Source organism: Actinotalea soli, assembly GCF_017565425.1.
Taxonomy (GTDB): Bacteria; Actinomycetota; Actinomycetes; order Actinomycetales; family Cellulomonadaceae; genus Actinotalea; species Actinotalea soli.
The window spans coordinates 172,568-195,074 of the sequence record NZ_JAGEMK010000001.1 but is presented as its reverse complement, the minus strand read 5'-3'; the positions used below and the strand labels follow the sequence as shown (position 1 = coordinate 195,074).

The following is a 22,507-nucleotide window of genomic DNA, read 5'->3' as shown; positions in this document are numbered from 1 at the left end:
TCGGAAAGTGTGAGCGACGTGGGACGCGGACCCCGTGGAGACCAAGGCCCGAGCGGGCCTGAGGCTGCTGGACGGCGGACCTCGGCGAGAACGCGCTGCTGGACGACGGCCGTGGGCGCGACGGCTGCCGGCCGCGTCAGGTCCCGATCACGAGCTCGGTGACGAGGTCGCCGGCCATCGCGAACCGGTAGTCGAGGTGGACGACCCCGCCGGGGAAGTCGCCCTCCAGGCGGTGGGTCGCGACCCAGTGCGCGTCATCGAGCCGCTGGACGGCGATGAGCTCAGTCGTGTAGCTGAACTCGGCGCCGGCCCGGGAGAGGAAACGTCGGATCTCCTGCTGCCCCTGGTAGGTCGTGCCGTCGTCGACCACCACGGCGGTCGGGGTGAAGGCGCGCAGCGCTGCGTCGGTGTCCCGGGCGGCGTGCGCGACGAGGTAGCCACGGATCGTCGGCGGGAGCTCACTGGTGCGGGAGTCGTTCGGCGTCGTCGTCATGCGTCGAGCGTGCGCCCTCGCGGCGCGGGAGGGTCAAGCACTAGACCCTCCCCCAGGGGGAGGGAGCATCATGGCGACGTGCTGACCATCGGCGAGTTCTCCCGGGTGACCCACCTGAGCGTGCGCACGCTGCGTCGCTACCACGAGGCCGGGCTGCTCGAACCGGCGACCGTCGACCACGTGACCGGATACCGCTACTACGGGCCCGACCAGATCCCGACCGCGCAGGTCGTCCACCGTCTGCGCGAGCTCGACGTCCCGCTCTCCGACGTGCAGCAGATCCTGCGGTCCCCCGATCCCGCGACCCGCGCCGGCCTGGTCGCCGAGCACCTGCAGCGGCTCGAGGCTGAGCTCGATCGGACCCGCACCGCGGTCAGCTCGTTGCGCCGGTTGCTGCAGCCCGCGCCCGCACCGCTGGATGTCGAGCTCCGGGCTGTCCCGGCGACCACGGTGGCCGCGGTCGAGGGTGACGTGGCCCACCACGACGTGATGGCCTGGTACGCGGGCGCCATCGCTGAGCTGGACGCGGTGGTCGACACGCCGACCGGGGTCCCCGGCGGGCTGTTCGACAACGCCCTGTTCGAGGATGGTCGCGGTCATGCCCTTCTGTACAGACCGACAGCCCGACCGCCCCACACCGGCCGCGTGCACCCCGCGACCCTCCCGGCCGTCGAGCTGGCTGTCACGACGCACGTCGGCGAGCACCACGACATCGACGTCACGTACGGGCAGCTGGGCGCCTGGGTCGTGGCCACGATGCTGACCGTCGCAGGACCGGTGCGGGAGACCTACCTCGTCGGTCCCCGCGACTCCCCCGACCCGGCGTCCTGGCGCACCGAGATCGGCTGGCCCGTCTTCCGGGTGGCCCAGTCCCCCTCGCCCGCGATCCCGAGCCGGGCGCCCACGCGCGGTCAGCGCTAGCGTCACGTCGAGGAGAGAGGCCATGCCCTCACGCCGAGGCCGCGTCCTGCGCACCCGCCGGCATCACGTCGTACGGGCGCTTGGGGAACCACGTGACAGGTCCGACGATCCTCACGCCGACCGACTCGCTGCGCGGCAGATCCCCTTGCGTACGGCACATCACGGGCATGAGCACGTCGCCCGGGCACCGGACCTCGAGCATCACGTTGGCGTCGTGCCCGTAGAACACCGTGTCGAGCACGCGGGCGGGCAGGCCGTCAGCCTCCGGGACGAGGATCACCTGCTCGGGCCGGAGCACCGCCATCCCCACCCCGTCAGCCGCCGCGCCGGCCAGGGGCAGGGCTCCGAGCGTGGTCCACACCACGCCGTCGCGCACCGTCGCGGGGATGATGACGGCCTCCCCGACGAAGCGCGCGACGTCGATGTCGTGAGGTGTGCGGTAGATCTCCTGCGGCGTGCCGGCCTGGACCACCCGTCCGTCGCGCATCACGGCCACGACGTCGGCGGTGGACAGCGCCTCCTCCTGGTCGTGCGTGACGAGCACCGCCGTGGCGCCCGAGGCGTGGAGGGCGCTGCGGACGTCGGCGCGAACGCTCGCGCGCAGGCCGGCGTCCAGGGCTGAGAACGGCTCGTCCAGCAGGATCACGACCGGGTCGGGGGCGAGCGCTCGGGCGAGCGCGACGCGCTGCTGCTGACCGCCCGAGAGCTCAGCGGGCATGCGCTGCTCGTAGCCCTGCAGGCCCACGAGCTCGAGGAGCTCGGCGACGCGACGATCCCGCCGCGGGGCCGAGCGCGGCAGGCCGTAGGCGACGTTGCCCGCGACGGACAGGTGCGGGAAGAGCGCACCCTCCTGCGGCACCACCGCGACCCGGCGCCTCTCCGGGGCGACGTGCCGGCCCGGTCCGGCCAGCAGCCGGTCGCCCACCGTGACCGTCCCACCCGACGCACGCTCGAAACCCGCGATCACGCGCAGCAGGGTCGTCTTGCCGCAGCCGGACGGGCCGAGGACCGCGGCGAGGGCCCCCGAGGGGACGTCCAGGTCCACGCCCTGGAGCACGGGGGTCCGGTCGAAGGCCTTGGTCACTCCGCGGACCTCGAGCAGGCTCATCGGGAACCTCCTTCCATGACGTCGCGGGGGTCGACGCCGTCGGTGGATCGCGCTGCGCGGTGGGTCTGGGCGTGGGTCAGCAGAAAGGTGGGGACAGCAGCCAGCAGCACCAGCATCGCAGCGTACGGCGCAGCGGCGGCGTAGGCGCCGGACCCGGTCTCGGTCCACAGGCGGGTCGCGAGGGTGTCCGTGCCGGTGGGTCGCAGCAGGAGGGTGGCCGGCAGCTCCTTCATGCACGTGAGCAGCACGAGGGCTGCCCCCGCCGCGACGCCCGGCCCGGCGAGCGGCAGCGTCACGCGCCGCAGGGTGGTCCAGACCCCGGTCCCCAGGGAGCGGGAGACCTCCTCGAGCCGGCGAGGGCTCTGCGCCACCGAGGCCCGCACGGCCCCGACCGCGACCGGCAGGAAGAGCACCGCGTAGGCGAGGACCAGCAGGGGCGTCTCCTGGTAGACCGGTCGGGCGAAGCGGATGCCGAAGAACACCAGTGCCAGGGCCACGACGATGCCCGGCAGGGCGTGGCCGGCGTATGCGGCGTGCTCGACGAGCCGGACCGTCCGCGTCCCGTACCGCGCGGCGAGGACCCCCACCGGGATGGCGAGGGCGGTGGTGACCACGGCGCCGAGGAACGAGACGCCGACTGTCGACGTGGCAGCACTGACCAGCCGGTCGACGTCGAAGGAGGCGGACGCGCCACGGACCAACCAGTAGCCGAGCGACCCGGCAGGGAACGCGAGGGCCACCGCTGCCACCGCGAGGCAGAGGCCCATGGCCACCGCGCGGAGGCGACCGAGCGTGACCGTCACCGCCGGTCGCACGACACCGCCCCCGAGCCGGGCCGTGCCGCCGCGGTTCCGGGACCGGGACTCGGCGACGGTGATGGCGACCGTGATCACCACCAGCAGGATCGCGAGGATCGCTGCGGGGGTGCGGTCGAAGCTCGCCCGGTACGAGCTGTGGATGACGCGGGTGAAGACGTCGTAGCGCAACAACGACGGCGCCCCGAAGTCAGACAGCGTGTACAGCGCCACGAGGAGGGCCCCGGCCGCCGCGGCCGGGCGCAGCTGCGGGACGGTCACCGCCAGGAACGTCGCCCGGGCCGAGCGGCCCAGCGACCGCGAGACCTCCTCGAGGCTCGGGTCGGAGCGTCGCAGCGCCGCGACCACCGGGAGGTACACGTACGGGTAGGTGCAGGCGGTCAGCACGAGGAACGTGCCCCAGAACCCGGCGAGCCCCGGGAAGGCCGAGATCCATGCGTACGCGGCCACGTAGCTCGGCACGGCGAGCGGCAGTGCCGCCAGGACCCCGAAGGTCCGTCGCGCCGGCAGGTCCGTCCGGGTGGTGAGCCACGCGAGCCCCACGCCGACCACGAGGCAGGCCGAGGTCACGGCTGCCGTCAGCCCGAGGCTGCGCAGGACGAGCCAGAGAGTCCGCTCACGCAGGAGCACCTCGACCGCCGTGCTCAGGCCCCCTTCCCCGGCACGGACCGCCAGGTACCCCAGGGGCAGCACGGCGACGGCGGCGGCCAGGAGCGCGGGCACGACGAGGAGGGCCGGCGGCCGCTCGGCGGTCGAGCGGCCGGGCCTCCTCGTCGGGACGGACGGGGCGCTCAGGTGAGGCCCACCTCGTCGAGCAGCGCCAGGGTCTCGTCGAGGGAGTCGAGGTCGTTGAGGTCGATCTGGTGCGCGTCCAGCTCGGCGAGCGGCTCGAGGTCGAAGGTCGAGCTCGTGATGCCCTCGACCACGGGGTACTCGGCGGTCTCGTCCGCGAAGAACCGCTGGGCGTCGTCGGACAGGAGGAAGGCGATCGCGGCGGCGGCCGCCTCGGGCATGTCCGTCGAGGCCAGGACGCCAGCGCCCGCCACGTTGACCAGGGCGCCCGGGTCGTCGTTGTCGAGGAAGTGGATCTCGGCGGAGACCTCGTCCTCGCCCAGCTCGGCGACCTTCTGGAACCAGTAGTAGTGGTTGATCAGCCCCAGGGCGACCTGCCCACCGTCGACCGCGTCGAGCACCGCGTTGTTGTTCTCGTACGCCTGCGGGTCCTGGGCCGCGAAGTCCTCGAGCCACTGCCGGGCGCCGTCCTCGCCGCGCTCGACGCGCAGGGCGGTGACGAACGCGTGGAAGCTCGCGTTGGAGGGCGCGTAGCCGACGGTGCCCGCGTACTCGGGGTCGAGGATCTGGTCGATCACGGTGATCTCCTCGATCTCCGGGACCTGCTCGGGGTCGTACGCCAGCACGCGGGCGCGGCCGGACGTCGCGACCCAGCGCCCGTCGGAGTCGCGGTAGGCCTCGGGGACCAGGTCTGTCACCGACCCGTCGAGCTCGGCGAGCATCCCCGCCTTGGCGAGGGCCCCGAGAGCCCCGGCGTCCTGGCCGAAGAAGATGTCGGCGTCGCTCGCGTCGCCCTCTTCGAGGAGCTGGGCGGCGAGCTCGCTGGTCGAGGCGTACCGCACCTCGACGGCCACCCCCACGGCGTCCTCGAGCTGCTCGAGGAGAGGCTCGACGAGGTTCTCGTTGCGTCCGGAGTAGATGAGCAGGGTCCCGTCCTCGGCCGTCGTCGCACCGGCGCCCCCGTCAGCAGAGCTGTCGGTCGAGCCCTCCGACGGGCTGCATGCGGCGAGCGAGGCCACGAGGCTCACGGCAAGAACGGGACCGATCAGGCGGGGACGGTGCACAGAAGACTCCTCAGAGGTCGGGGCAGGGGCCCCACGGTAACTCAGGTAAGCCTTACCTCGGTTCGCTCGTCCCAGGGCTGGACGCAGCGGTGGTGCTCACGCGTCCGCCACCGCCAGGACACGCCACTGGTCAGGGCTCCAGGGCGACACCCTGGGCCAGGCGGCGGAGCTCGGCAGCATCGACGTTGGCGCCGAAGGACGGCGTTCCAGGCTCGAGCGCGACACCCTGGGCGAGGGACCCGATGAGCACCGGGTCGAACCCGAGGTCGTCGACGAGCCCCGCGACCTGCGCGACGTCGCCCTCGGCGTCCCCGGCGACCGCGATCGCCTTGCGCCCCGGGTCCCCGCCGGGACGGGCCCCACCCTCGAGGTCGTGGTAGCCCATGTGGTTGAAGGCCTTGACGACACGGGCTCGGTCAAGGAAACCCTGCACGAGCGCGCTGGACGAGACCCCGGGCTCGAGGAGCCTCTCGCGGGGGCCGTCGACCTCCCACCAGTAGTTCATGGCGTCGATGACGAGCTTGCCGCGCAGCTCCTCGACCGGCAGCCCGCGGTACTTGCCGAGCGGGAGGGCGAGGATCACGACGTCGGCCTCCCGGGCTGCCTCGGAGGCGCGGACGGCGGTGGCCCCGGGCGTCAGGACGTCGACGGTGAGGGCGATCTTGCCGGGGTCGCCCGACCCGGCGACGAGGACCCGGTACCCGGCTGCGAGGGCGAGCCGGGCCAGCACGGTGCCCACCTTGCCAGCTCCGAGGATGCCGACCGTCAGTGTCGTCGTGCGTCCGGTCACCAGCCACCTCCAGGGTGCTGCGTCGTGCGGCGAGCAGCTCCACCCGAGCCGCACGCCGGCTCATGCGTCACGTGAAGAGGCCCGCCCCGCCGAAGCGGTGCGGGCCTCTGACCTGCTCTTTCACTGTCGGGATGACAGGATTTGAACCTGCGACCCCTTGACCCCCAGTCAAGTGCGCTACCAAGCTGCGCCACATCCCGAACGGCCCCTGCGGGCCGCCTGTACTTTACCCCACCTCAGGGGGTGCCCTGTGCATCTGTCGCGTCCGTGGACGGCCTGCTCCCCCGACGACGCAGAGGCTCCCGCAGCCGACCCGCCTCGCTCATCTGGTTCAGCTCGGCCGCGACGAGCCCCAGCAGCAGCAGATCGACGACCAGCCCGGTGGTGGCGCTCCACTGCTCGACCCGGAACAGGAACACCTGGGTGACCAGGAGGTTGACGAGCACCGCGCGCCGGAACCAGCGGTAGCCGCGGGCTCGGTCGCCTCGTACCCACCACAGCCCCAGCGCCGCGAACCCCGTGCCGATCGCTGCGCTCACGAGGAGCCCCGCGATGATCCACGCAGGCACCTGCGCACCCTGGACCCACGCCAGCACCCCACGGCCCACGGTCCCGACCGTCGAGAGCAGCAGCACGCCGACCGTCAGCCACGGTGCCCAGCTGGTCGAGACCACGCGGCGCATCAGGCCGACCACCGCACGCCCGACCGCCTCGATGGGGTTCGGCAGCTCGGAGGAGTCCGTCTCCGCCACGTCGAGCAGGGCCCGGACCTCTGCCTCGCCCGGGACGGGCCCGGCGCGGTCGACCAGTGCGTGAGCCTCGGCCCTGGTCCGGGTGGTGAACCCCCCGGCGAGCCCGGCCACCGCGTGGTCGGCCGCTCCGGCCAGGTACTCGACCGGGTGGTGCGGGGTCCGCCCGTGCAGGGCCTCACCGAGCAGGACGAGCGCGACCGTGACCACGTAGATCAAGGCAGCGGTGGGCTCGTAGAAGTAGTCGTTGTCGGAGGTGACGAACTTGCCGACCTCGTCGACGAAGAGCCCGAAGCCGACGCCGCCGAGGAGCGCCCCTGCCGGGCGTACCACGGGACCCGCGAAGGACAGCAGCAGGACGAAGGCCAGGGCCATCAGCAGCCCGCCCCACAGCACGTGGGCGACGTGCAGCCCACCACCGCCGATCTGCGGGTAGTCCATGACCGCGAGGTAGCCGCGGGTCAGCAGCACGGTCGCGACCGACGCGACCACGAACCCCGCGAGGTGCGAGGTCGCGGCCGGGTCTCGCGGCAGGCCCCACCGCAGCAACGGGTTGCGCGGCCGGTCCTCCGGTGCGCGTCGCCCCGCCGCCGCGCCGTCCTGGGTCACCGGTGGCGCTTCTCCCGGACGCGGACCGAGATCGAGATCGGCGAGCCCTCGAAGCCGAAGGTCTCGCGCAGACGACGCTCGATGAACCGCCGGTAGCCCGCCTCGAGGAACCCCGTGGCGAAGATGACGAACCGCGGGGGCCGCGTGTCAGCCTGGGTCGCGAAGAGGATGCGGGGCTGCTTGCCACCGCGCAGCGGGTGCGGGTGGGCCGCGACGAGCTCACCGAGGAAGGCGTTGAGCCGTCCCGTGGGGATCCGGGTGTCCCAGGACTCCAGGGCCGTCTCGATCGCCGGGACCATCCGGTTGGTGTGCCACCCGGTCTGCGCCGAGAGGTTGACCCGGGGGGCCCACTGCACCTGGACCAGGTCCTTCTCGATCTCCCGCTCGAGGAACGGGCGGCGGTCCTCGTCCATGAGGTCCCACTTGTTGTACGCGATGACCAGGGCACGCCCGGCCTCGACCACCTGGGAGATGACGCGGGTGTCCTGCTCGGTCATCGTGACGCTCGCGTCGACGAGCACCACCCCGACCTCGGCCTTCTCGATGGCCGCCTGGGTGCGCAGCGAGGCGTAGAAGTCAGCTCCGGAGGTCTGGTGCACCCGGCGTCGGATGCCCGCGGTGTCGACGAACCACCAGGTCTTGCCGCCGAGCTCGACCAGCTCGTCGACGGGGTCCCGCGTGGTCCCGGCCTCGGCGTCGACGACGACGCGGTCCTCACCGAGGATCTTGTTGAGCAGGCTCGACTTGCCCACGTTCGGGCGGCCGACCAGCGCGACCCGCCGCGGCCCGCCCTCACGGATCGCGCCGCCGGCTGCGGAGATCGCCGGCAGCTCGGTGACCGCGGCGTCCAGCAGGTCACCCGTGCCCCGACCGTGCAGGGCCGAGACCGGGCGGGGCTCGCCCAGACCGAGGCTCCACAGCGCTGCCGCGTCGGCCTCGGCCCGCGGACCGTCGACCTTGTTGGCGGCGAGCACCACGGGCTTCTTGGCCTTGCGCAGCAGGCGCACCACCTGCTCGTCGGTCGAGGTCGCCCCGACGGTCGCGTCCACCACGAAGAGCACGACGTCGGCGAGCTCGATGGCGATCTCGGCCTGCTCGGCCACCCGGGCGTGGATGCCGGCGACGTCGACCTCCCAGCCGCCGGTGTCCACGAGGGTGAACCGGCGTCCGGCCCACTCGGCCTCATAGCTCACCCGGTCTCGCGTGACCCCGGGCTTGTCCTCGACCACGGCCTCGCGGCGCCCGAGGATGCGGTTGACGAGGGTCGACTTGCCGACGTTGGGGCGACCGACGACGGCGAGGACCGGGAGGGGGCCGGTCGGCCCTGCATCGCCGGCGGTTCCCTCGCCGCCGTCGAGCAGCGCGAGGTCCTCCTCCTGCAGCTCGTACTCGGCAAGGCCCGCCCGCAGGGACTGCTCGCGGGCCGCGTCGTCGGCGGCCTCCTGGACGACGTCGTGCTCGGTGGGGGTCTGCCCTGCCGGGTCCTGCCCGGTGGGGTTCTGCTCGCTCATGGGCCCATCCTCCCCTGCCGAGGGGTCCCGCGACGAACTGTCGCCTGCACGGTGGACCGACGACCGTCCCGCGGAGGCTCAGATCTCCGCGGCGGGACCATCCGTGGGGAGGGGGACTCCCGCGCGTTCGCTCGCCGCTCTCACGTGGGTCCGCAGGGCTGCACCGACCCGCTCGTGTGCCCGAGCCACCGCCTGCCGCCCCGCGAGGGGCTCGCCGTCCGTCAAGGACACCGGCTCGCCGAACTCCACCACGAGCCGACGTCGCAGCCCCGGGAGGTGACCGACGGACTCGCCGGTGCGACGGGTCCCGAGCACCGCCACCGGGACCACCGGCGCCCCCGAGGCCACCGCGAGCCACGCGACCCCGGCGCGGGCGCTGCTCGCATCCCCGCGGCCCCGGACCCCCTCGGGGAAGATCCCCACCGCTCCCCCACGTCGCAGCACCGCGAGGGCCGCCGTGAGGGCAGGACGGCCGTTGCGCCGGTCGACCGGGATCTGGCCCGCAGCCCGCAGCACCGCTCCGACCGGTCCCCGGAACATCTCGACCTTGACCAGCACATGGGTCCCGCGTGGCGCGCAGCCGTGGACGAGCGGGCCGTCGACGACACCGATGTGGTTGGCCGCCAGGATCACCGGCCCCTGACGCGGCACGCGCTCCGCACCCACGACGGTGGTGCTCCACACGACCCGGGCCAGGAACCGGCCGACCCACCTCGACCAGCGTGGGCCGCCAGGCCCGGGATCCCCGTCCGAGGGTGAGGTCCCCGGGCTCACGCGGTCCTGCCGCTCACCCGGCCCACGACGCCCAGGGTCGCCTCGACGGTCTGCTCGAGGTCCAGCTCGGAGGAGTCCACCGTGACGACGCCGTCTGCCGCGGTCATGAAGTCGACGACCGTCGAGTCGTCCCGGTCCCGGCGCACGACCTGGTCGCGGGTCGCCGCGATGCTCTCTGCCCCGGCGTCCCCGTGCAGCTCGCGGGACCTGCGGGCGAGCCGGGCCTCCTCGCTCGCGGTGAGGAGGATCCGCACGTCGGCGTCCGGGGCGATCACCGTCGTGATGTCACGCCCCTCGACGACGACCCCTCTGCCCCGGCTGAAGCCCTCGGTCCCGCGCTCGACCTCGATGACCCGACGCTGCCGCTGCCCGAGGTCGGCACGCACCTCGAGGTTGGTCGCGACCTTGCTGACCACGGCCGAGATCCCCCCGGCGCGGATCGCCGTGGCGATGTCCGTGCCGCCGATGGCGAAGGTCGGGAACCGCGGGTCCAGACCCAGGTCGAGCACCATGGCTCGGACCTGGGCGGTGACCGCCTCGGCGTCCTCGAGGTCGACCCCCTGGTCGAGGCACCACCACGCGGCCGCCCGGTACATCGCGCCGGTGTCGAGGTAGGCGAGGCCCAGCCGAGCAGCGACCTGCCGGCACACGCTCGACTTGCCCGACCCGGAAGGTCCGTCCACCGCGACCACGAGGGGTCCCGAGGTGCCGTCGTCCATCACTGCTCCTGTCATCGTGCGTCAGCACCGGGGGGCGGTGCGTGGGGGTGGGCGCGGGGCCCCGGTGCGGCCTCAGCCCGCGACCCGCCAGCCCCGGGTGGTCAGCTCCTCCTCGAGCCGGGAGCGCAGGCCCCGCAGCACCGAGATCGAGGCCAGTCCGACGGCCTGGGCCGGGGCGTGCTCGAGCTGGAGCTCCTCGAGGTTGATGCCCGCGGCCCCGACCTCGGCCAGCAGCCGTGCCAGGGAGCCCGGCTCGTCCGGCACGAGCACGGTCACGACGTCGTAGGCCCGGCGGGTCCCGCCGTGCTTGCCAGGGATCCGGCTGACCCCGGTGTTCCCCGCGGCGATCGCGGCCGCGACGGTGCCGAGGGCACCCGTGGCGACCTCCTCGGCAGCGGTCGCGACCGAGGCGTGGTCGAGGGCCTCGATGAGGACGTCCAGGTCACCGCGCAGGCTGCGGAGCAGCGGGACCACGGCCTCGGCGTTGGCCCCGAGGATCGACGTCCACAGCCCCGGGTCGCTCGCCGCGATCCGGGTGACGTCCCGCAGGCCCTGCCCGGCGAGCTCGAGGGCCGCTGGCTCCCCGTCGACCAGCCGGGCAGCCACCAGCGAGGCCGCGATCTGCGGCACGTGCGAGACGAGGGCCACGGCGTCGTCGTGGGTCGCGGCGTCGAGCATGACCGGCGTGGCACCGAGATCCGTCGCGAGGGTGCGGACAGCGAGGACCGCCGACCCGGCCGAGGCCTCCGAGCCCACCACCACCCAGGGGCGACCGGCGAAGAGGTCCGCGCGGGCCGCCGTCGGGCCGCTGCGCTCCGAACCGGCCATCGGGTGCGACCCGACGTAGCGGTCGAGGTCCGCTCCGGCAGCCCGGAGCGGGCCCTCGACAGCGGTCTTGACGCTCGCCACGTCGGTGACCACGGCGTGCGGGTGCGCCTCGAGCTCGGCCAGCACGACGTCAGGCGTCACGTCAGGCGGGGCGGCGACCACGACGAGCTCGACCGGGGGGTCCTCGGGGGTGGGCAGCCGGCCTGCGCCGACGTCGCGGGCGAGCAGCAGGGTGGTCCGCGAGGGGTCGTGCAGCACGACGTCGACCCCCAGGGCCCGCAGGCCCAGGCCGATGCTCGCGCCGAGCAGGCCCGTGCCGACCACCCGCACCGGCCCGCGCGTCGCGGCCGCCGGCCGGGGTGGGCTCGTGCTCATCGGGTCTGCCTCACTGGGTCTGCCTCACTGGGCCAGGTCCTTGCGCAGCACCGTGGCGCCGTGCAGGTACACGTGCTGGATCTCCGAGCGCGGGCGCTCGAGGTTCACGTGGGCCATGAGCCGCACGACGCGCGGCAGGGCGCCGGGGACGTCGATCTCGACGGCGCACATGAGCGGCACGTCCCCCATGCCCATCTCGCGGGCCGCCGCCGCGGGGAAGTCCGCGGTGAGGTCCGGGGTGCACGTGAAGATGATCGAGACCAGGTCCTCGGTCGCCAGCCGGTTCGCGGTGATGACCTCACGCACCAGCTCCGCGGTCCGCTCGAACAGGTGCTCGCGGTCCCCGCTCTCGAGCTGGGTCGCCCCGCGGATCGCTCGGACCGTCATGCTGCACCCCTCCGTCGACTGCTGACCGCCCGCGAGCGTACCCGTCCGCCCCGGGCAGCCGCAGGCAGGGTCACAGGTCGACCGAGGACATCAGCGAGCCGAGCTCCTCCCGGCCCAGCACGCGGGTGCGGCCCGGCGGCAGGTTGCCCAGCCGGATGGGCCCGACCCGCGTCCGCAGCAGACGCGTGACCGGGTGGCCGACCTCCTCGAACAGACGCCGGACGACGTGGTTGCGCCCCTCGTGCAGGACGACCTCGACCATGCTCGTCTGCGGGGTGGTGTCGACCAGGCGGTAGTCGTCGACCTTGACCACGCCGTCCTCGAGCTCGACCCCGGACCGCAGCTGCTGCGCGAGCAGCCCCTTGACGCGGCCCTCGACCGTGGCCAGGTACGTCTTGGGCACCCCGTGCGACGGGTGGGCCAGGCGGTTGGCCAGCTCGCCGTCGTTGGTCATGAGGAGCAGGCCCTCGGTCTCGGCGTCGAGGCGTCCCACGTGGAAGAGCCGCTCAGGACGGTCCGCCACGAACTGCTCGAGGGTCGGCCGGCCCATCGGGTCGTGCATGGTCGAGACCACACCCGCGGGCTTGTTGAGGGCGATGGTGACCATCGAGCTGTCGAGCTGCAGGCGCATCCCGTCGACGTGCACCACGGCGGTGCGCGGGTCCACCCGGATGCCCAGCTCGCGCACGGGGACCCCGTCGACGGTCACCCGGCCCTTGGCGATGATCTCCTCGCAGGCCCGGCGCGACCCGAGGCCCGCCCCCGCAAGGACCTTCTGCAGCCGGACGCCCTCGGGGTCGTGCACGTCGCGGGCCGGCGGCTGGTGCGCGGGCTTGCGGCGCCCTCCCCGGCTCACGGGGTGGCCTCCGGCTCGCCGTCGACGCCCGACATCGTGTCGATCTCCGGCAGGTAGGGGGCCAGGGGTGGCAGCTCGTCCAGACTTGTCATGCCCATCCGTTCCAGGAAGTACGGGGAGGTGCCGTAGAGGACGGCACCACTTGGCTCGGTACCCAGCTCGACCACGAGGCCGCGGGCCGCGAGGGTCCGCACCACCGAGTCGACGTTGACGCCGCGCACGGCGGACACCTGCCCGCGGGTCACGGGTTGGCGGTAGGCGATGACCGCGAGGGTCTCGAGGGCCGCCTGCGTCAACCGTGCCGTCTGGCCGTCGAGCACGAAGCGCCCGACGACGTCGGCGTAGGCCGGCGCGGAGTAGAAGCGCCAGCCCGCGCCCGCGTGCCGCAGCTCGAAGCCGCGACCGTGCTCACGGTACTCCGTCGCGAGGTCGGCGAGGTGGTCCTCGACCTGCGCGGTCGGCAGGCCCAGCACGGTCGCGAGGCGCAGGGCGGGCAGCGGCTCGTCGGCGACCATGAGCACCGCTTCCAGCGCGCCGCGCGCCCCGCCGGGCAGGTCGGTCACGTCGAAGGCGAGCTCGTCGGGGGCCGGGCCTGGCCGCGGGTCGGGGCTCGCCGCGGTGCTCGCGGTGCTCATGCGCGTCCCTCCTCAGGGGTCTCGGTGCTCGCCGGACCGGCCACGACGGCGCCCGCCTCCTCGGCAGGGAGGTCGCCGTAGTCGTCGACCACGTCGATCTCGTCGTCCTGCCCGCCCGTCCACCGCACGGTCAGGTCGCCGAGGGGGCTGACCTGGTCGAAGCCGACCGCCCCCTCACGGTAGAGCTCGAGCAGGGCCAGGAACCGCACCACGACGACGAGGCTCGACTCCGCGTCCTGGACCAGCGTGCGGAAGGACCCCGAGCCCGACCTGCGCAGCCGGTCGACGAGGACGGCTGCCTGCTCGCGCACGCTCACCGCCGGGGCGTGCAGGTGACCGGTGTCGACCGTGGGGGCGGTCCGCGGCCGCAGGGCGTGGGCGGCGAGCACCGCGAGCTCGGTCGGTCCGATCTCCATGACCAGCTCGGGCAGCAGCGCCGCGAGGTCAGGCTCGAGCCCGACCTCGCGGGGCACGCTCCGAGACTGGGCCAGGAGGCGTTCCCCCAGCCCCAGGGCGACGTCCTTGTAGGCCCGGTACTGCAGCAGCCGGGCGAAGAGGAGGTCGCGGGCCTCGAGCATCTCGAGGTCCTCGGCGTCCTCGACCGCCCCCGCGGGCAGCAGGCGCGCGGCCTTGAGGTCGAGCAGGGTCGCCGCGACCACGAGGAACTCGCTGATCCGGTTGAGCTCCCACGGCTCGTCACCGGCCTCGGCGGCCCGGACCGCTGCGATGAACTCGTCGGTGACCTGGGCCAGGGCGACCTCGGTGATGTCGAGCTTGTGCTTCGAGATCAGCCCCAGGAGCAGATCGAACGGCCCGGTGAAGTTCTCCAGGTGCACCTCGAAGGGGCTGCTGACGCTGCGGGCCTGCTCGACCTCGTCCGGTGCGGCGGTCGCGCCCTCAGGCCGCGTCGCCACGGGCCACCAGCTCCCGGGCGAGCTGCAGGTACGCCGTCGCCCCCGGGTGCGACGGGGCGTAGGTGGTGATCGGCTCGGCCGCGACCGACGAGTCGGGGAACTTGACCGTGCGGCCGATGACGGTGTGGAGCAGCTGGTCCCCGAAGGCCTCGTGCACCCGCGCCAGCACCTCCCGGGAGTGCAGGGTGCGCGGGTCGTGCATCGTGGCCAGGATCCCGTCGACCTCGAGCCGCGGGTTGAGGCGGTCTCGCACCTTCTCGATCGTCTCGACGAGCAGGGCCACCCCGCGCAGGGCGAAGAACTCGCACTCGAGGGGGATCAGCACCCCGTGGGCCGCGGTCAGGGCGTTGACCGTCAGCAGCCCGAGCGAGGGCTGGCAGTCGACCAGGACGACGTCGTAGTCGTCCTCGACCCCGCGCAGCACCCGCGCGAGGATCGACTCGCGGGCGACCTCCCCCACCAGCTGCACCTCGGCCGCGGAGAGGTCGATGTTGGCGGGGAGCAGGTCCAGGCCCGGCACGGCCGTCTCCTGGATGACCTCACCGACGTCGACCCCGCGCTCCATGAGGAGGTTGTAGACGGTGCGGTCGAGCTCGTGCGGGCTGATGCCCAGGCCCACGGACGCCGCCCCCTGCGGGTCGAAGTCCACGATCAGGACACGGCGCCCGTAGGCGGCCAGCGCAGCACCCAGGTTGATGGTGGTCGTCGTCTTGCCGACCCCACCCTTCTGGTTGCACAGGGCGATGATCCGGGCCGGGCCGTGCGAGGCGAGCGGGACGGGGTCGCCGAACTCGGGCAGGGGTCGTCCGACGGGGTCCGTGGGGTGCGTGGTGGGTCCGTCCGGGTCCTGGCGAGTCACGCGGCGAGGCTACCGCAGGGAACAGCCACGGGCCGTGCCCGCGCTCCGTGAGGGCTGGTCCGCTGATCGAGCCCCTCCCCGTCCCCCCCGTGGACCGCCGTCCTCAGGCGCGGGCCCGGGGGTGCGCGGCGGCGTAGACCTCGCGCAGGGTGTCAGGGGTCACGTGCGTGTAGATCTGCGTGGTCGTCACCGAGGCGTGCCCGAGCAGCTCCTGCACCACCCGCACGTCGGCGCCGCCCGCCAGCAGGTGGGTCGCGAAGGAGTGCCGCAGGGTGTGCGGGGACACGTCGTCGGCCCGCGGGATGCCCGCGCGCTGGGCTGCCTGGCGGAGCACCGCCCATGCCGTCTGCCGGCTCAGCCGGGCACCTCGGGTGTTGAGGAAGAGGGCCGGGCCGCCGCGCCCCGCGCCCGCGAGGGCCGGGCGACCGCGGACGAGGTACGCCTCGACAGCCTCGCAGGCGTAGGAGCCGACGGGCACGACCCGCTCCTTGCTGCCCTTGCCGACCAGGCGGACCGCCCCGGGGTCGAGCTCGAGGTCGTCGACGTCGAGCCCCACCACCTCGCTGATGCGGCCACCCGTCGAGTAGAGGAGCTCGAGCAGAGCCGCGTCCCGCAGGGGGACGGGTCCCTCCCCCTGCGCCGCGGCCTGCAGGACCCGCTCGACGTCGTCGGTCGAGATGGCCTTGGGCAGGCGCCGGGGCTGCGCGGGGGGCCGGACGACGAGGGAGGGGTCGTGGTCGGCCAGCCCCTCGAGGGCGCAGAACCGGTGCCAGCCGTGGACAGCGGCGAGCATGCGCGCCGTCGAGGAGGCAGCCAGCGGTGCACCGCCGTCCGTCCCGGTGCGCACGGTCGTGACGAAGGCCCGGACGTCGGACTCCTCGACCTCGTCAGCCGCGGTCCTCCCGCGCGCGACGAGGTAGGACCGGTAGCGCTGCAGGTCCCGCCGGTAGGCCGTCAGGGTGTTCCCGGAGAGGCCGCGCTCGACGGCGAGGTGGTCGAGATAGCCGGCGATGGCCTGGTCGAGCTCAGCCACCACTGCTGACTCGTCCGGGAGAGCCATGGTCAGAGCGGCAGGAACGGGTCGATGCCCACCGCGAGGAACAGCAGGGTCAGGTAGGTGATCGATGCGTGGAAGAGGCGCATCTCGCCCAGCCGGACCCCGGGCCGCGGGCGGTGGGCCCGTCGCAGCAACGCGATCGTGGCCCCCAGGAACCATGCCCCGAGGACGACGGCGACCGCGGTGTACACCCACGTCATCGAGGCCAGGGGAACGAGTACCAGCGAGCAGGCGACCATGGCCAGCGTGTGCCCGAGCATCTCGCGCGACACCCGCGCGTCGCTCGCGACGACGGGCAGCATCGGCACCCCGGCGGCGGCGTAGTCGCGCCGGAACTTCATCGACAGCGGCCAGTAGTGCGGCGGCGTCCAGAAGAAGATGACGCCGAAGAGTGCGACCGGGGCCCAGGCCAGCCCCTCGGTCACCGCCGACCATCCGATGAGGACGGGCATGCAGCCGGCGACACCTCCCCACACGATGTTCTGCGGGGTCCGTCGCTTGAGCAGCATGGTGTAGCCCACGACGTACAGGACGATCGCGAGCAGGGCGAGACCTGCGGCCACGAGGTTGACCAGTGCCGCGAACCAGACCAACGAGAACGCCCCCAGGCCGTACCCGAACACCAGGGCCGCCCGCGGGGTCACCTCCCCGGTGACCAGGGGCCGGCGCTTGGTCCGGTTCATGACCTCGTCGATGTCCCGGTCCAGGTAGCAGTTCAGGACGTTCGCCGCCCCCGCCGCCGCGGCGCCGCCCACGAGGGTCGCCAGGACGAGCCCGACCGACGGGAACCCGCGCTCGGCGAGCAGCATCGTGGGAAGCGTCGTGACGAGCAGGAGCTCGATGATCCGGGGCTTGGTCAGTGCGACGTAGGCGGCGACCCGCGACCTCACGTGGGCCAGCCCGGTCGGGACCGCGACGGCCGAGGGCTCGACCGACCGCGGAGTTCCCCCGACCTCGGCAACGACCCGCGAGGAGGTCGGTCCGTCGGTCGAGGCATGACTGGCTGTGCGCACGGCGAGGCGGCTCCGTTCTGTGGTGGCTCCGACCATGGTACGGCCCCCGTCGCCCGGACCTGGCGTCCACCTGTCGGCTCACCGCTCCTCGGGTGCCGGACGCAGGTAGGCTCCTCGTTGGCGTGGCCGCCGGTGGAAACCGGTGTCCGGCTCCGGCCAGTCCCGCCGCGGTGACGGCCGGCACGCACCAGGCGACGGCCCGGGCGACCTCCCGGGCAGGAATGAGGTCCACTTGAACGCGTCCGCCCCCACCCCCGACCTCGAGTGGTCGGATCTCGACGCACGCGCGGTCGACACGCTCCGCGTCCTCGCGGCCGACGCGGTCCAGAAGGTCGGCAACGGTCACCCAGGGACCGCGATGAGCCTGGCCCCCGCGGCCTACCTGCTCTTCCAGCGCTTCCTCCAGCACGACCCGCGTGACTCGCACTGGACGGGGCGCGACCGGTTCGTCCTGTCGGCCGGTCACTCCTCGCTGACCCTGTACCTCCAGCTCTTCCTGTCCGGCTACGACGTGTCCCTCGAGGACATCGCGAGCCTGCGCACCTGGGGGTCGAAGACCCCGGGCCACCCCGAGTACCAGCACACCGACGGTGTCGAGATCACGACCGGTCCCCTCGGCCAGGGGCTGGCCTCCGCCGTGGGCATGGCGATGGCTGCGCGGCGCGAGCGGGGTCTGCTCGACCCCGACGCCCCCGAGGGCCAGAGCCCCTTCGACCACACGGTGTGGGTCATCGCGAGCGACGGCGACCTGATGGAGGGCGTGACCTCGGAGGCCTCCTCCCTCGCCGGCCACCAGGAGCTCGGCAACCTCGTCGTGATCTACGACGACAACAAGATCTCGATCGAGGACGACACCGACGTGTCGTTCAGCGAGGACGTCCTGGCCCGTTACGCGTCCTACGGTTGGCACACCCAGCGGGTCGACTGGACCGAGGGCAAGGACGGCTACGTGGAGGACGTGCAGGCCCTCGCCGGTGCGCTCGCTGCGGCCAAGGCCGAGACCGGCAAGCCCTCGATCATCTCGCTGCGCACCATCATCGGCTGGCCCGCGCCCACCAAGAAGAACACCGGGGCGATCCACGGCTCGGCCCTCGGCGGCGACGAGCTCTCCGCCGTCAAGGAGCTCCTCGGCTTCGACCCCGAGCAGAGCTTCGTGGTCGCCGACGAGGTGCTGGCCCACGCGCGCAAGATCGTCGACCGCGGCGCCGAGGCCCACGCAGCCTGGGACGAGACCTTCTCCCGGTGGCGTGCGGCGAACCCCGAGCGTGCCGAGCTCTTCGACCGCATGGCCGAGCGCAGCCTGCCCGAGGGCTGGACGGACGCCCTCCCCGAGTTCCCCGCGGGCAAGGCCGTCGCGACCCGTGCGGCCTCGGGCAAGGTCCTCACGGCCCTGGCTCCGGTCCTGCCCGAGCTCTGGGGCGGGTCGGCCGACCTCGCGGGGTCCAACAACACCACGATGGACGGCGAGCCGTCGTTCCTCCCGGCCCACCGCAGCACCGACAAGTTCGCCGGCAACCCCTACGGCCGCACCCTGCACTTCGGGATCCGCGAGCACGCCATGGGGTCGATCATGAACGGGATGGCGCTGCACGGCGGCACCCGTCCCTACGGCGGCACCTTCCTGGTGTTCAGCGACTACATGCGTCCCGCCGTCCGGCTCGCCGCCCTCATGCAGATCCCGGTGACCTTCGTCTGGACCCACGACTCGATCGGGCTGGGCGAGGACGGGCCGACCCACCAGCCGATCGAGCACCTGGCCTCGCTGCGGGCGATCCCCGGTCTCGACGTCGTCCGCCCCGCGGACGCCAACGAGGTCTCCTGGGCCTGGCGCACCGTCCTCGAGCGCACGCACCGGCCGGCCGGCGTGGTGCTGACCCGGCAGAACGTACCGACCTTCGAGCGTGGCGCGGGTGACGCGCAGGGCTCGACCCTCGCGGCGGCCTCGGGCACCGCCCGCGGCGCCTACGTCCTCGCCGAGGCCGGGAGCGGGGAGCCGCAGGTGATCATCGTGGCCACGGGGTCCGAGGTCCAGATCGCCCTCGAGGCACGCACGACCCTCGAGTCCGAAGGGATCGGGACCCGCGTCGTCTCGATGCCGTGCCGCGAGTGGTTCGACGACCAGGACGAGCACTACCGCTCTGCGGTCCTGCCGCCGGCCGTCCGGGCGCGTGTCTCGATCGAGGCAGGCGTCGCCCAGGGCTGGCGCGAGATCGTCGGCGACGCCGGTCGGATCGTCTCGATCGAGCACTTCGGCGCCTCGGCCGACTACGAGCGGCTCTACACCGAGTTCGGGCTGACCGCCGAGGCCGTGGTCTCCGCGGCCAAGGAGTCCGTCTCGGCCGCGAGCGGGCCGGCTGCCCCGGGCGGTCCCGCCAAGCCGACGTCGGGTGGCACGGCCGACGTCTGATCTGCACGCACCATCCGTCTCCCCGGGCGGCCCGCGACGGCCGCCCGGGGAGGGCGACCCTGAGGAGCCCGAGATGACTGTCAGCCCCCTGCCCACCCCGATCGCCCAGCTGCGCGACGCAGGCGTCGCGATCTGGCTCGACGACCTCTCGCGCGAGCTGCTGCGCGGCGGCGACCTCGCCCGGCTCGTCTCCGAGCGCGGCGTGGTCGGCGTGACCACGAACCCCACCATCTTCGCCTCGGCCCTCTCCCAGGGGGAGGCCTACGACGACCAGCTCCGCGACCTCGCCGCCGCCGGCACCTCGGTCGACGAAGCGGTCTTCACCATCACGACGGACGACGTCCGCGAGGCCTGCGACGCCCTGGCCGAGGTGCACCGCGCCTCGGGCGGCCAGGACGGGCGCGTCTCGATCGAGGTCGACCCTGGCCTCGCCCGGGACACGGACCGGACCGTCGAGACGGCCAAGCGGCTGTGGACCACCGTCGACCGACCGAACCTCTACATCAAGATCCCGGCCACGGTCGAGGGCATCCCCGCGATCCGGGACGTGCTCGCCGAGGGGATCAGCGTCAACGTGACCCTCATCTTCTCCCTCGAGCGCTACGCCGCGGTCCTCGACGCCCACCAGGCCGGCCTCGAGGCCGCTCAGGCCGCCGGCAAGGACCTGTCGACCATCGCGTCGGTGGCCTCGTTCTTCGTGTCTCGCGTCGACGGGGCGATCGACCCCCGGCTCGACGAGATCGGGACCCCCGAGGCGGCCGCGCTGCGCGGACGCATCGCGATCGCCAACGCCCGCCTCGCCCACGAGCTCTTCGCCCGGACGGTCGCCGAGCCCCGGTGGCAGGCGCTGGCGGCGGCCGGGGCCCAGGAGCAGCGTCCGCTGTGGGCCTCGACGGGGGTCAAGGACCCCGCGTACCCCGACACCCTGTACGTCGACGAGCTCGTGGCCGCCGGGACCGTCAACACGATGCCGGGCAAGACCCTCGAGGCCGTCGCCGACCACGGTGAGGTGCGTGGCGACACCGTGACGGGCAGCTACCAGGACGCGCACGAGCAGGTCGAGCGCCTCGGCGCCCTCGGCATCGACCTCACCGAGGTCACCACCTCCCTCGAGACCGAGGGAGTCAGCAAGTTCGAGGCGAGCTGGCAGGAGCTCCTCGACACCGTCCGCGACGGGCTCGCCGGCGCCACGCCGTCCCCGACCGACCAGGAGCCCGACCAGTGACCCAGCCGAGCACCCCCGCCGCGACCACGGGGCGGGCACGGTGAGCCCCGCCGAGCTCTCCGAGCAGCACAACCCGCTGCGCGACCCGCGCGACCGCCGCCTGCCGAGGATCGCGGGCCCCTGCGGGCTCGTCATCTTCGGCGTCACCGGTGACCTCGCCAAGCGCAAGCTCATGCCGGCGGTGTACGACCTCGCCAACCGCGGCCTCCTGCCCCCGGGGTTCGCACTCACGGGCTTCGCGCGCCGGGAGTGGGACGACCAGGACTTCACCGAGGTGGTCCGTGAGGCGGTCAAGGCCAACGCCCGCACGACCTTCCGGGACAGCACCTGGGACCAGCTCGCCGAGGGCATCCGCTTCGTCCAGGGAGAGTTCGACGACGACGACGCCTTCGATCGTCTGAGCCGCACCGTCGCCGACCTCGACGCCGAGCGTGGCACGGGCGGGAACCACGCCTTCTACCTCTCGGTCCCGCCCGGGTCCTTTCCCCTCGTGTGCCGCCAGCTGGCCCGCTCCGGCCTGTCGGACCAGCGCGAGGACGCCTGGCGCCGCGTCGTCATCGAGAAGCCCTTCGGTCACGACCTGGCCAGCGCCCGCGAGCTCAACGACGTGGTGTCGGAGGTGTTCAGCCCCGAGTCGGTCTTCCGCATCGACCACTACCTGGGCAAGGAGACGGTTCAGAACATGCTGGCGCTGCGGTTCGCCAACCAGCTGTTCGAGCCGATCTGGAACGCGAACTACGTCGACCACGTGCAGATCACCATGGCCGAGGACATCGGCATCGGCGGCCGGGCCGGGTACTACGACGGCATCGGAGCGGCGCGCGACGTCATCCAGAACCACCTCCTGCAGCTGCTGGCGCTGACCGCGATGGAAGAGCCGGTCTCCTTCGACGCCGACGACCTGCGCGCCGAGAAGGAGAAGGTCCTCTCGGCCGTCCGCCTGCCCAAGGACCTCGGTGTGCACACCGCACGCGGGCAGTACGAGGCCGGCTGGCAGGGTGGCGAGGAGGTCGTGGGGTACCTCGACGAGGCCGGGATCGCCGCGGAGTCGATCACCGAGACCTACGCCGCGATCCGCCTCGACATCGACACGCGCCGCTGGGCGGGGGTGCCGTTCTACCTGCGGGCCGGCAAGCGTCTCGGCCGTCGGGTGACCGAGATCGCCGTGGTCTTCAAGCGCGCGCCGCACCTCCCCTTCGAGTCCACGGCCACCGAGGAGCTCGGCAAGAACGCCCTCGTGATCCGCGTCCAGCCCGACGAGGGGGTGACGATCCGCTTCGGCTCCAAGGTGCCGGGAACGGCCATGGAGGTCCGGGACGTCACGATGGACTTCGGCTACGGGCACGCGTTCACGGAGACCTCGCCCGAGGCCTACGAGCGACTCATCCTCGACGTCCTGCTGGGCGACCCGCCGCTCTTCCCCCGGCACGAGGAGGTCGAGCTCTCGTGGAAGATCCTCGACCCGATCACCGCGTTCTGGGCCGAGCAGGGCCAGCCGCAGGCCTACCGGTCAGGCACCTGGGGGCCGGACTCGGCGGACGAGATGATGGCCCGCGACGGCCGGTCCTGGCGCCGACCATGACCACGCCCGTGACCGCTCCGGAGG

21 protein-coding genes and 1 tRNA gene are annotated in these 22,507 nt (G+C 73.2%); 4 read left to right on the top strand and 18 right to left on the bottom strand.

Going from position 1 to position 22,507, the window contains the following annotated elements:
* Positions 1-136: 136 nt before the first annotated feature.
* Entirely contained in the window at positions 137-493 is a 357-nt protein-coding gene (locus tag J4G33_RS00915; RefSeq protein ID WP_208054017.1) for a nuclear transport factor 2-like protein, read from the bottom strand.
* Between the two features lie 78 nt (positions 494-571).
* Between J4G33_RS00915 and J4G33_RS00910 the strand changes: the two genes are divergently transcribed.
* On the top strand, positions 572-1,414 hold the full coding sequence (locus J4G33_RS00910) for a MerR family transcriptional regulator (protein WP_208054016.1): 843 nt from the start codon (positions 572-574) through the stop codon (positions 1,412-1,414).
* Between the two features lie 28 nt (positions 1,415-1,442).
* Here the strand turns inward: J4G33_RS00910 and J4G33_RS00905 are convergent, their stop codons facing one another.
* The 17 genes from J4G33_RS00905 to J4G33_RS00825 form a co-directional block, all read right to left on the bottom strand.
* The gene (locus J4G33_RS00905) at positions 1,443-2,522 is read right to left on the bottom strand and encodes an ABC transporter ATP-binding protein (RefSeq protein WP_208054015.1); all 1,080 of its coding nucleotides are present in this window, start codon (positions 2,520-2,522) and stop codon (positions 1,443-1,445) included.
* Entirely contained in the window at positions 2,519-4,060 is a 1,542-nt protein-coding gene (locus J4G33_RS00900) for an ABC transporter permease (RefSeq protein ID WP_307793630.1), read from the bottom strand. Before J4G33_RS00900 ends, J4G33_RS00905 begins: the two co-directional genes overlap by 4 nt.
* 68 nt (positions 4,061-4,128) lie before the next feature.
* A complete protein-coding gene (locus J4G33_RS00895; protein ID WP_307793629.1) occupies positions 4,129-5,193 on the bottom strand; it encodes an extracellular solute-binding protein in 1,065 nt (354 codons plus the stop codon).
* 130 nt (positions 5,194-5,323) lie between these two features.
* The gene (locus tag J4G33_RS00890; RefSeq protein ID WP_208054014.1) at positions 5,324-5,983 is read right to left on the bottom strand and encodes an NADPH-dependent F420 reductase; all 660 of its coding nucleotides are present in this window, start codon (positions 5,981-5,983) and stop codon (positions 5,324-5,326) included.
* A gap of 126 nt (positions 5,984-6,109) precedes the next feature.
* Positions 6,110-6,183, bottom strand: a tRNA-Pro gene (locus J4G33_RS00885).
* Positions 6,184-6,219: 36 nt separating this feature from the next.
* The gene (locus J4G33_RS00880) at positions 6,220-7,341 is read right to left on the bottom strand and encodes a hypothetical protein (RefSeq protein ID WP_208054013.1); all 1,122 of its coding nucleotides are present in this window, start codon (positions 7,339-7,341) and stop codon (positions 6,220-6,222) included.
* Complete coding sequence (gene der / locus J4G33_RS00875; RefSeq protein ID WP_208054012.1) at positions 7,338-8,852, bottom strand: ribosome biogenesis GTPase Der; 1,515 nt, start codon at positions 8,850-8,852, stop codon at positions 7,338-7,340. The genes J4G33_RS00880 and der overlap by 4 nt, the downstream gene beginning before the upstream one ends.
* 78 nt (positions 8,853-8,930) lie before the next feature.
* Complete coding sequence (locus tag J4G33_RS00870) at positions 8,931-9,536, bottom strand: lysophospholipid acyltransferase family protein (RefSeq protein ID WP_307793628.1); 606 nt, start codon at positions 9,534-9,536, stop codon at positions 8,931-8,933.
* Positions 9,537-9,622: 86 nt separating this feature from the next.
* Complete coding sequence (gene cmk / locus J4G33_RS00865; protein ID WP_208054010.1) at positions 9,623-10,345, bottom strand: (d)CMP kinase; 723 nt, start codon at positions 10,343-10,345, stop codon at positions 9,623-9,625.
* Between the two features lie 72 nt (positions 10,346-10,417).
* Positions 10,418-11,548 carry a prephenate dehydrogenase gene (locus tag J4G33_RS00860; protein ID WP_208054009.1) on the bottom strand — a complete coding sequence of 377 codons (1,131 nt, stop codon included), beginning with the start codon at positions 11,546-11,548 and terminating at the stop codon, positions 10,418-10,420.
* Between the two features lie 24 nt (positions 11,549-11,572).
* Positions 11,573-11,935: a chorismate mutase gene (gene aroH / locus J4G33_RS00855; RefSeq protein WP_208054008.1), complete on the bottom strand. Its 363-nt coding sequence runs from the start codon at positions 11,933-11,935 to the stop codon at positions 11,573-11,575.
* Positions 11,936-12,005: 70 nt separating this feature from the next.
* Positions 12,006-12,791 (bottom strand): pseudouridine synthase, encoded by a 786-nt coding sequence (locus J4G33_RS00850; protein ID WP_250447157.1) that lies wholly within the window; start codon positions 12,789-12,791, stop codon positions 12,006-12,008.
* Positions 12,788-13,426 (bottom strand): SMC-Scp complex subunit ScpB, encoded by a 639-nt coding sequence (gene scpB / locus J4G33_RS00845; RefSeq protein ID WP_208054007.1) that lies wholly within the window; start codon positions 13,424-13,426, stop codon positions 12,788-12,790. Before scpB ends, J4G33_RS00850 begins: the two co-directional genes overlap by 4 nt.
* Positions 13,423-14,340, bottom strand: a complete 918-nt coding sequence (locus tag J4G33_RS00840) for a segregation and condensation protein A (RefSeq protein ID WP_208054006.1) — start codon at positions 14,338-14,340, stop codon at positions 13,423-13,425. Before J4G33_RS00840 ends, scpB begins: the two co-directional genes overlap by 4 nt.
* Positions 14,324-15,199 carry a ParA family protein gene (locus J4G33_RS00835; RefSeq protein WP_208054005.1) on the bottom strand — a complete coding sequence of 292 codons (876 nt, stop codon included), beginning with the start codon at positions 15,197-15,199 and terminating at the stop codon, positions 14,324-14,326. Before J4G33_RS00835 ends, J4G33_RS00840 begins: the two co-directional genes overlap by 17 nt.
* 103 nt (positions 15,200-15,302) lie before the next feature.
* Positions 15,303-16,259 carry a site-specific tyrosine recombinase XerD gene (gene xerD / locus J4G33_RS00830; RefSeq protein WP_208054004.1) on the bottom strand — a complete coding sequence of 319 codons (957 nt, stop codon included), beginning with the start codon at positions 16,257-16,259 and terminating at the stop codon, positions 15,303-15,305.
* A gap of 2 nt (positions 16,260-16,261) precedes the next feature.
* A complete protein-coding gene (locus J4G33_RS00825; RefSeq protein WP_307793626.1) occupies positions 16,262-17,269 on the bottom strand; it encodes a heme o synthase in 1,008 nt (335 codons plus the stop codon).
* A 232-nt stretch (positions 17,270-17,501) separates the two neighbouring features.
* Here J4G33_RS00825 and tkt point away from each other — a divergent pair, with 232 nt between their 5' ends.
* The 3 genes from tkt to zwf all read left to right on the top strand — a co-directional run bounded on the left by tkt (position 17,502) and on the right by zwf (position 22,483).
* On the top strand, positions 17,502-19,676 hold the full coding sequence (gene tkt / locus J4G33_RS00820; protein ID WP_208054002.1) for a transketolase: 2,175 nt from the start codon (positions 17,502-17,504) through the stop codon (positions 19,674-19,676).
* Positions 19,677-19,749: 73 nt separating this feature from the next.
* Positions 19,750-20,901: a transaldolase gene (gene tal, locus J4G33_RS00815; protein ID WP_208054001.1), complete on the top strand. Its 1,152-nt coding sequence runs from the start codon at positions 19,750-19,752 to the stop codon at positions 20,899-20,901.
* A 40-nt stretch (positions 20,902-20,941) separates the two neighbouring features.
* Entirely contained in the window at positions 20,942-22,483 is a 1,542-nt protein-coding gene (zwf, locus tag J4G33_RS00810; RefSeq protein WP_208054000.1) for a glucose-6-phosphate dehydrogenase, read from the top strand.
* Positions 22,484-22,507 lie beyond the last annotated feature (24 nt).

Excerpts from the sequence above, each read along its gene's own strand:
- J4G33_RS00915 (WP_208054017.1), bottom strand. The coding sequence starts at position 493 with ATGACGACGACGCCGAACGACTCCCGCACCAGTGAGCTCCCGCCGACG.
- J4G33_RS00905 (WP_208054015.1), bottom strand. The coding sequence starts at position 2,522 with ATGAGCCTGCTCGAGGTCCGCGGAGTGACCAAGGCCTTCGACCGGACC.
- der (WP_208054012.1), bottom strand. The coding sequence starts at position 8,852 with ATGAGCGAGCAGAACCCCACCGGGCAGGACCCGGCAGGGCAGACCCCC.
- cmk (WP_208054010.1), bottom strand. The coding sequence starts at position 10,345 with ATGGACGACGGCACCTCGGGACCCCTCGTGGTCGCGGTGGACGGACCT.
- J4G33_RS00860 (WP_208054009.1), bottom strand. The coding sequence starts at position 11,548 with ATGAGCACGAGCCCACCCCGGCCGGCGGCCGCGACGCGCGGGCCGGTG.
- aroH (WP_208054008.1), bottom strand. The coding sequence starts at position 11,935 with ATGACGGTCCGAGCGATCCGCGGGGCGACCCAGCTCGAGAGCGGGGAC.
- scpB (WP_208054007.1), bottom strand. The coding sequence starts at position 13,426 with ATGAGCACCGCGAGCACCGCGGCGAGCCCCGACCCGCGGCCAGGCCCG.
- xerD (WP_208054004.1), bottom strand. The coding sequence starts at position 16,259 with ATGGCTCTCCCGGACGAGTCAGCAGTGGTGGCTGAGCTCGACCAGGCC.
- tal (WP_208054001.1), top strand. The coding sequence starts at position 19,750 with ATGACTGTCAGCCCCCTGCCCACCCCGATCGCCCAGCTGCGCGACGCA.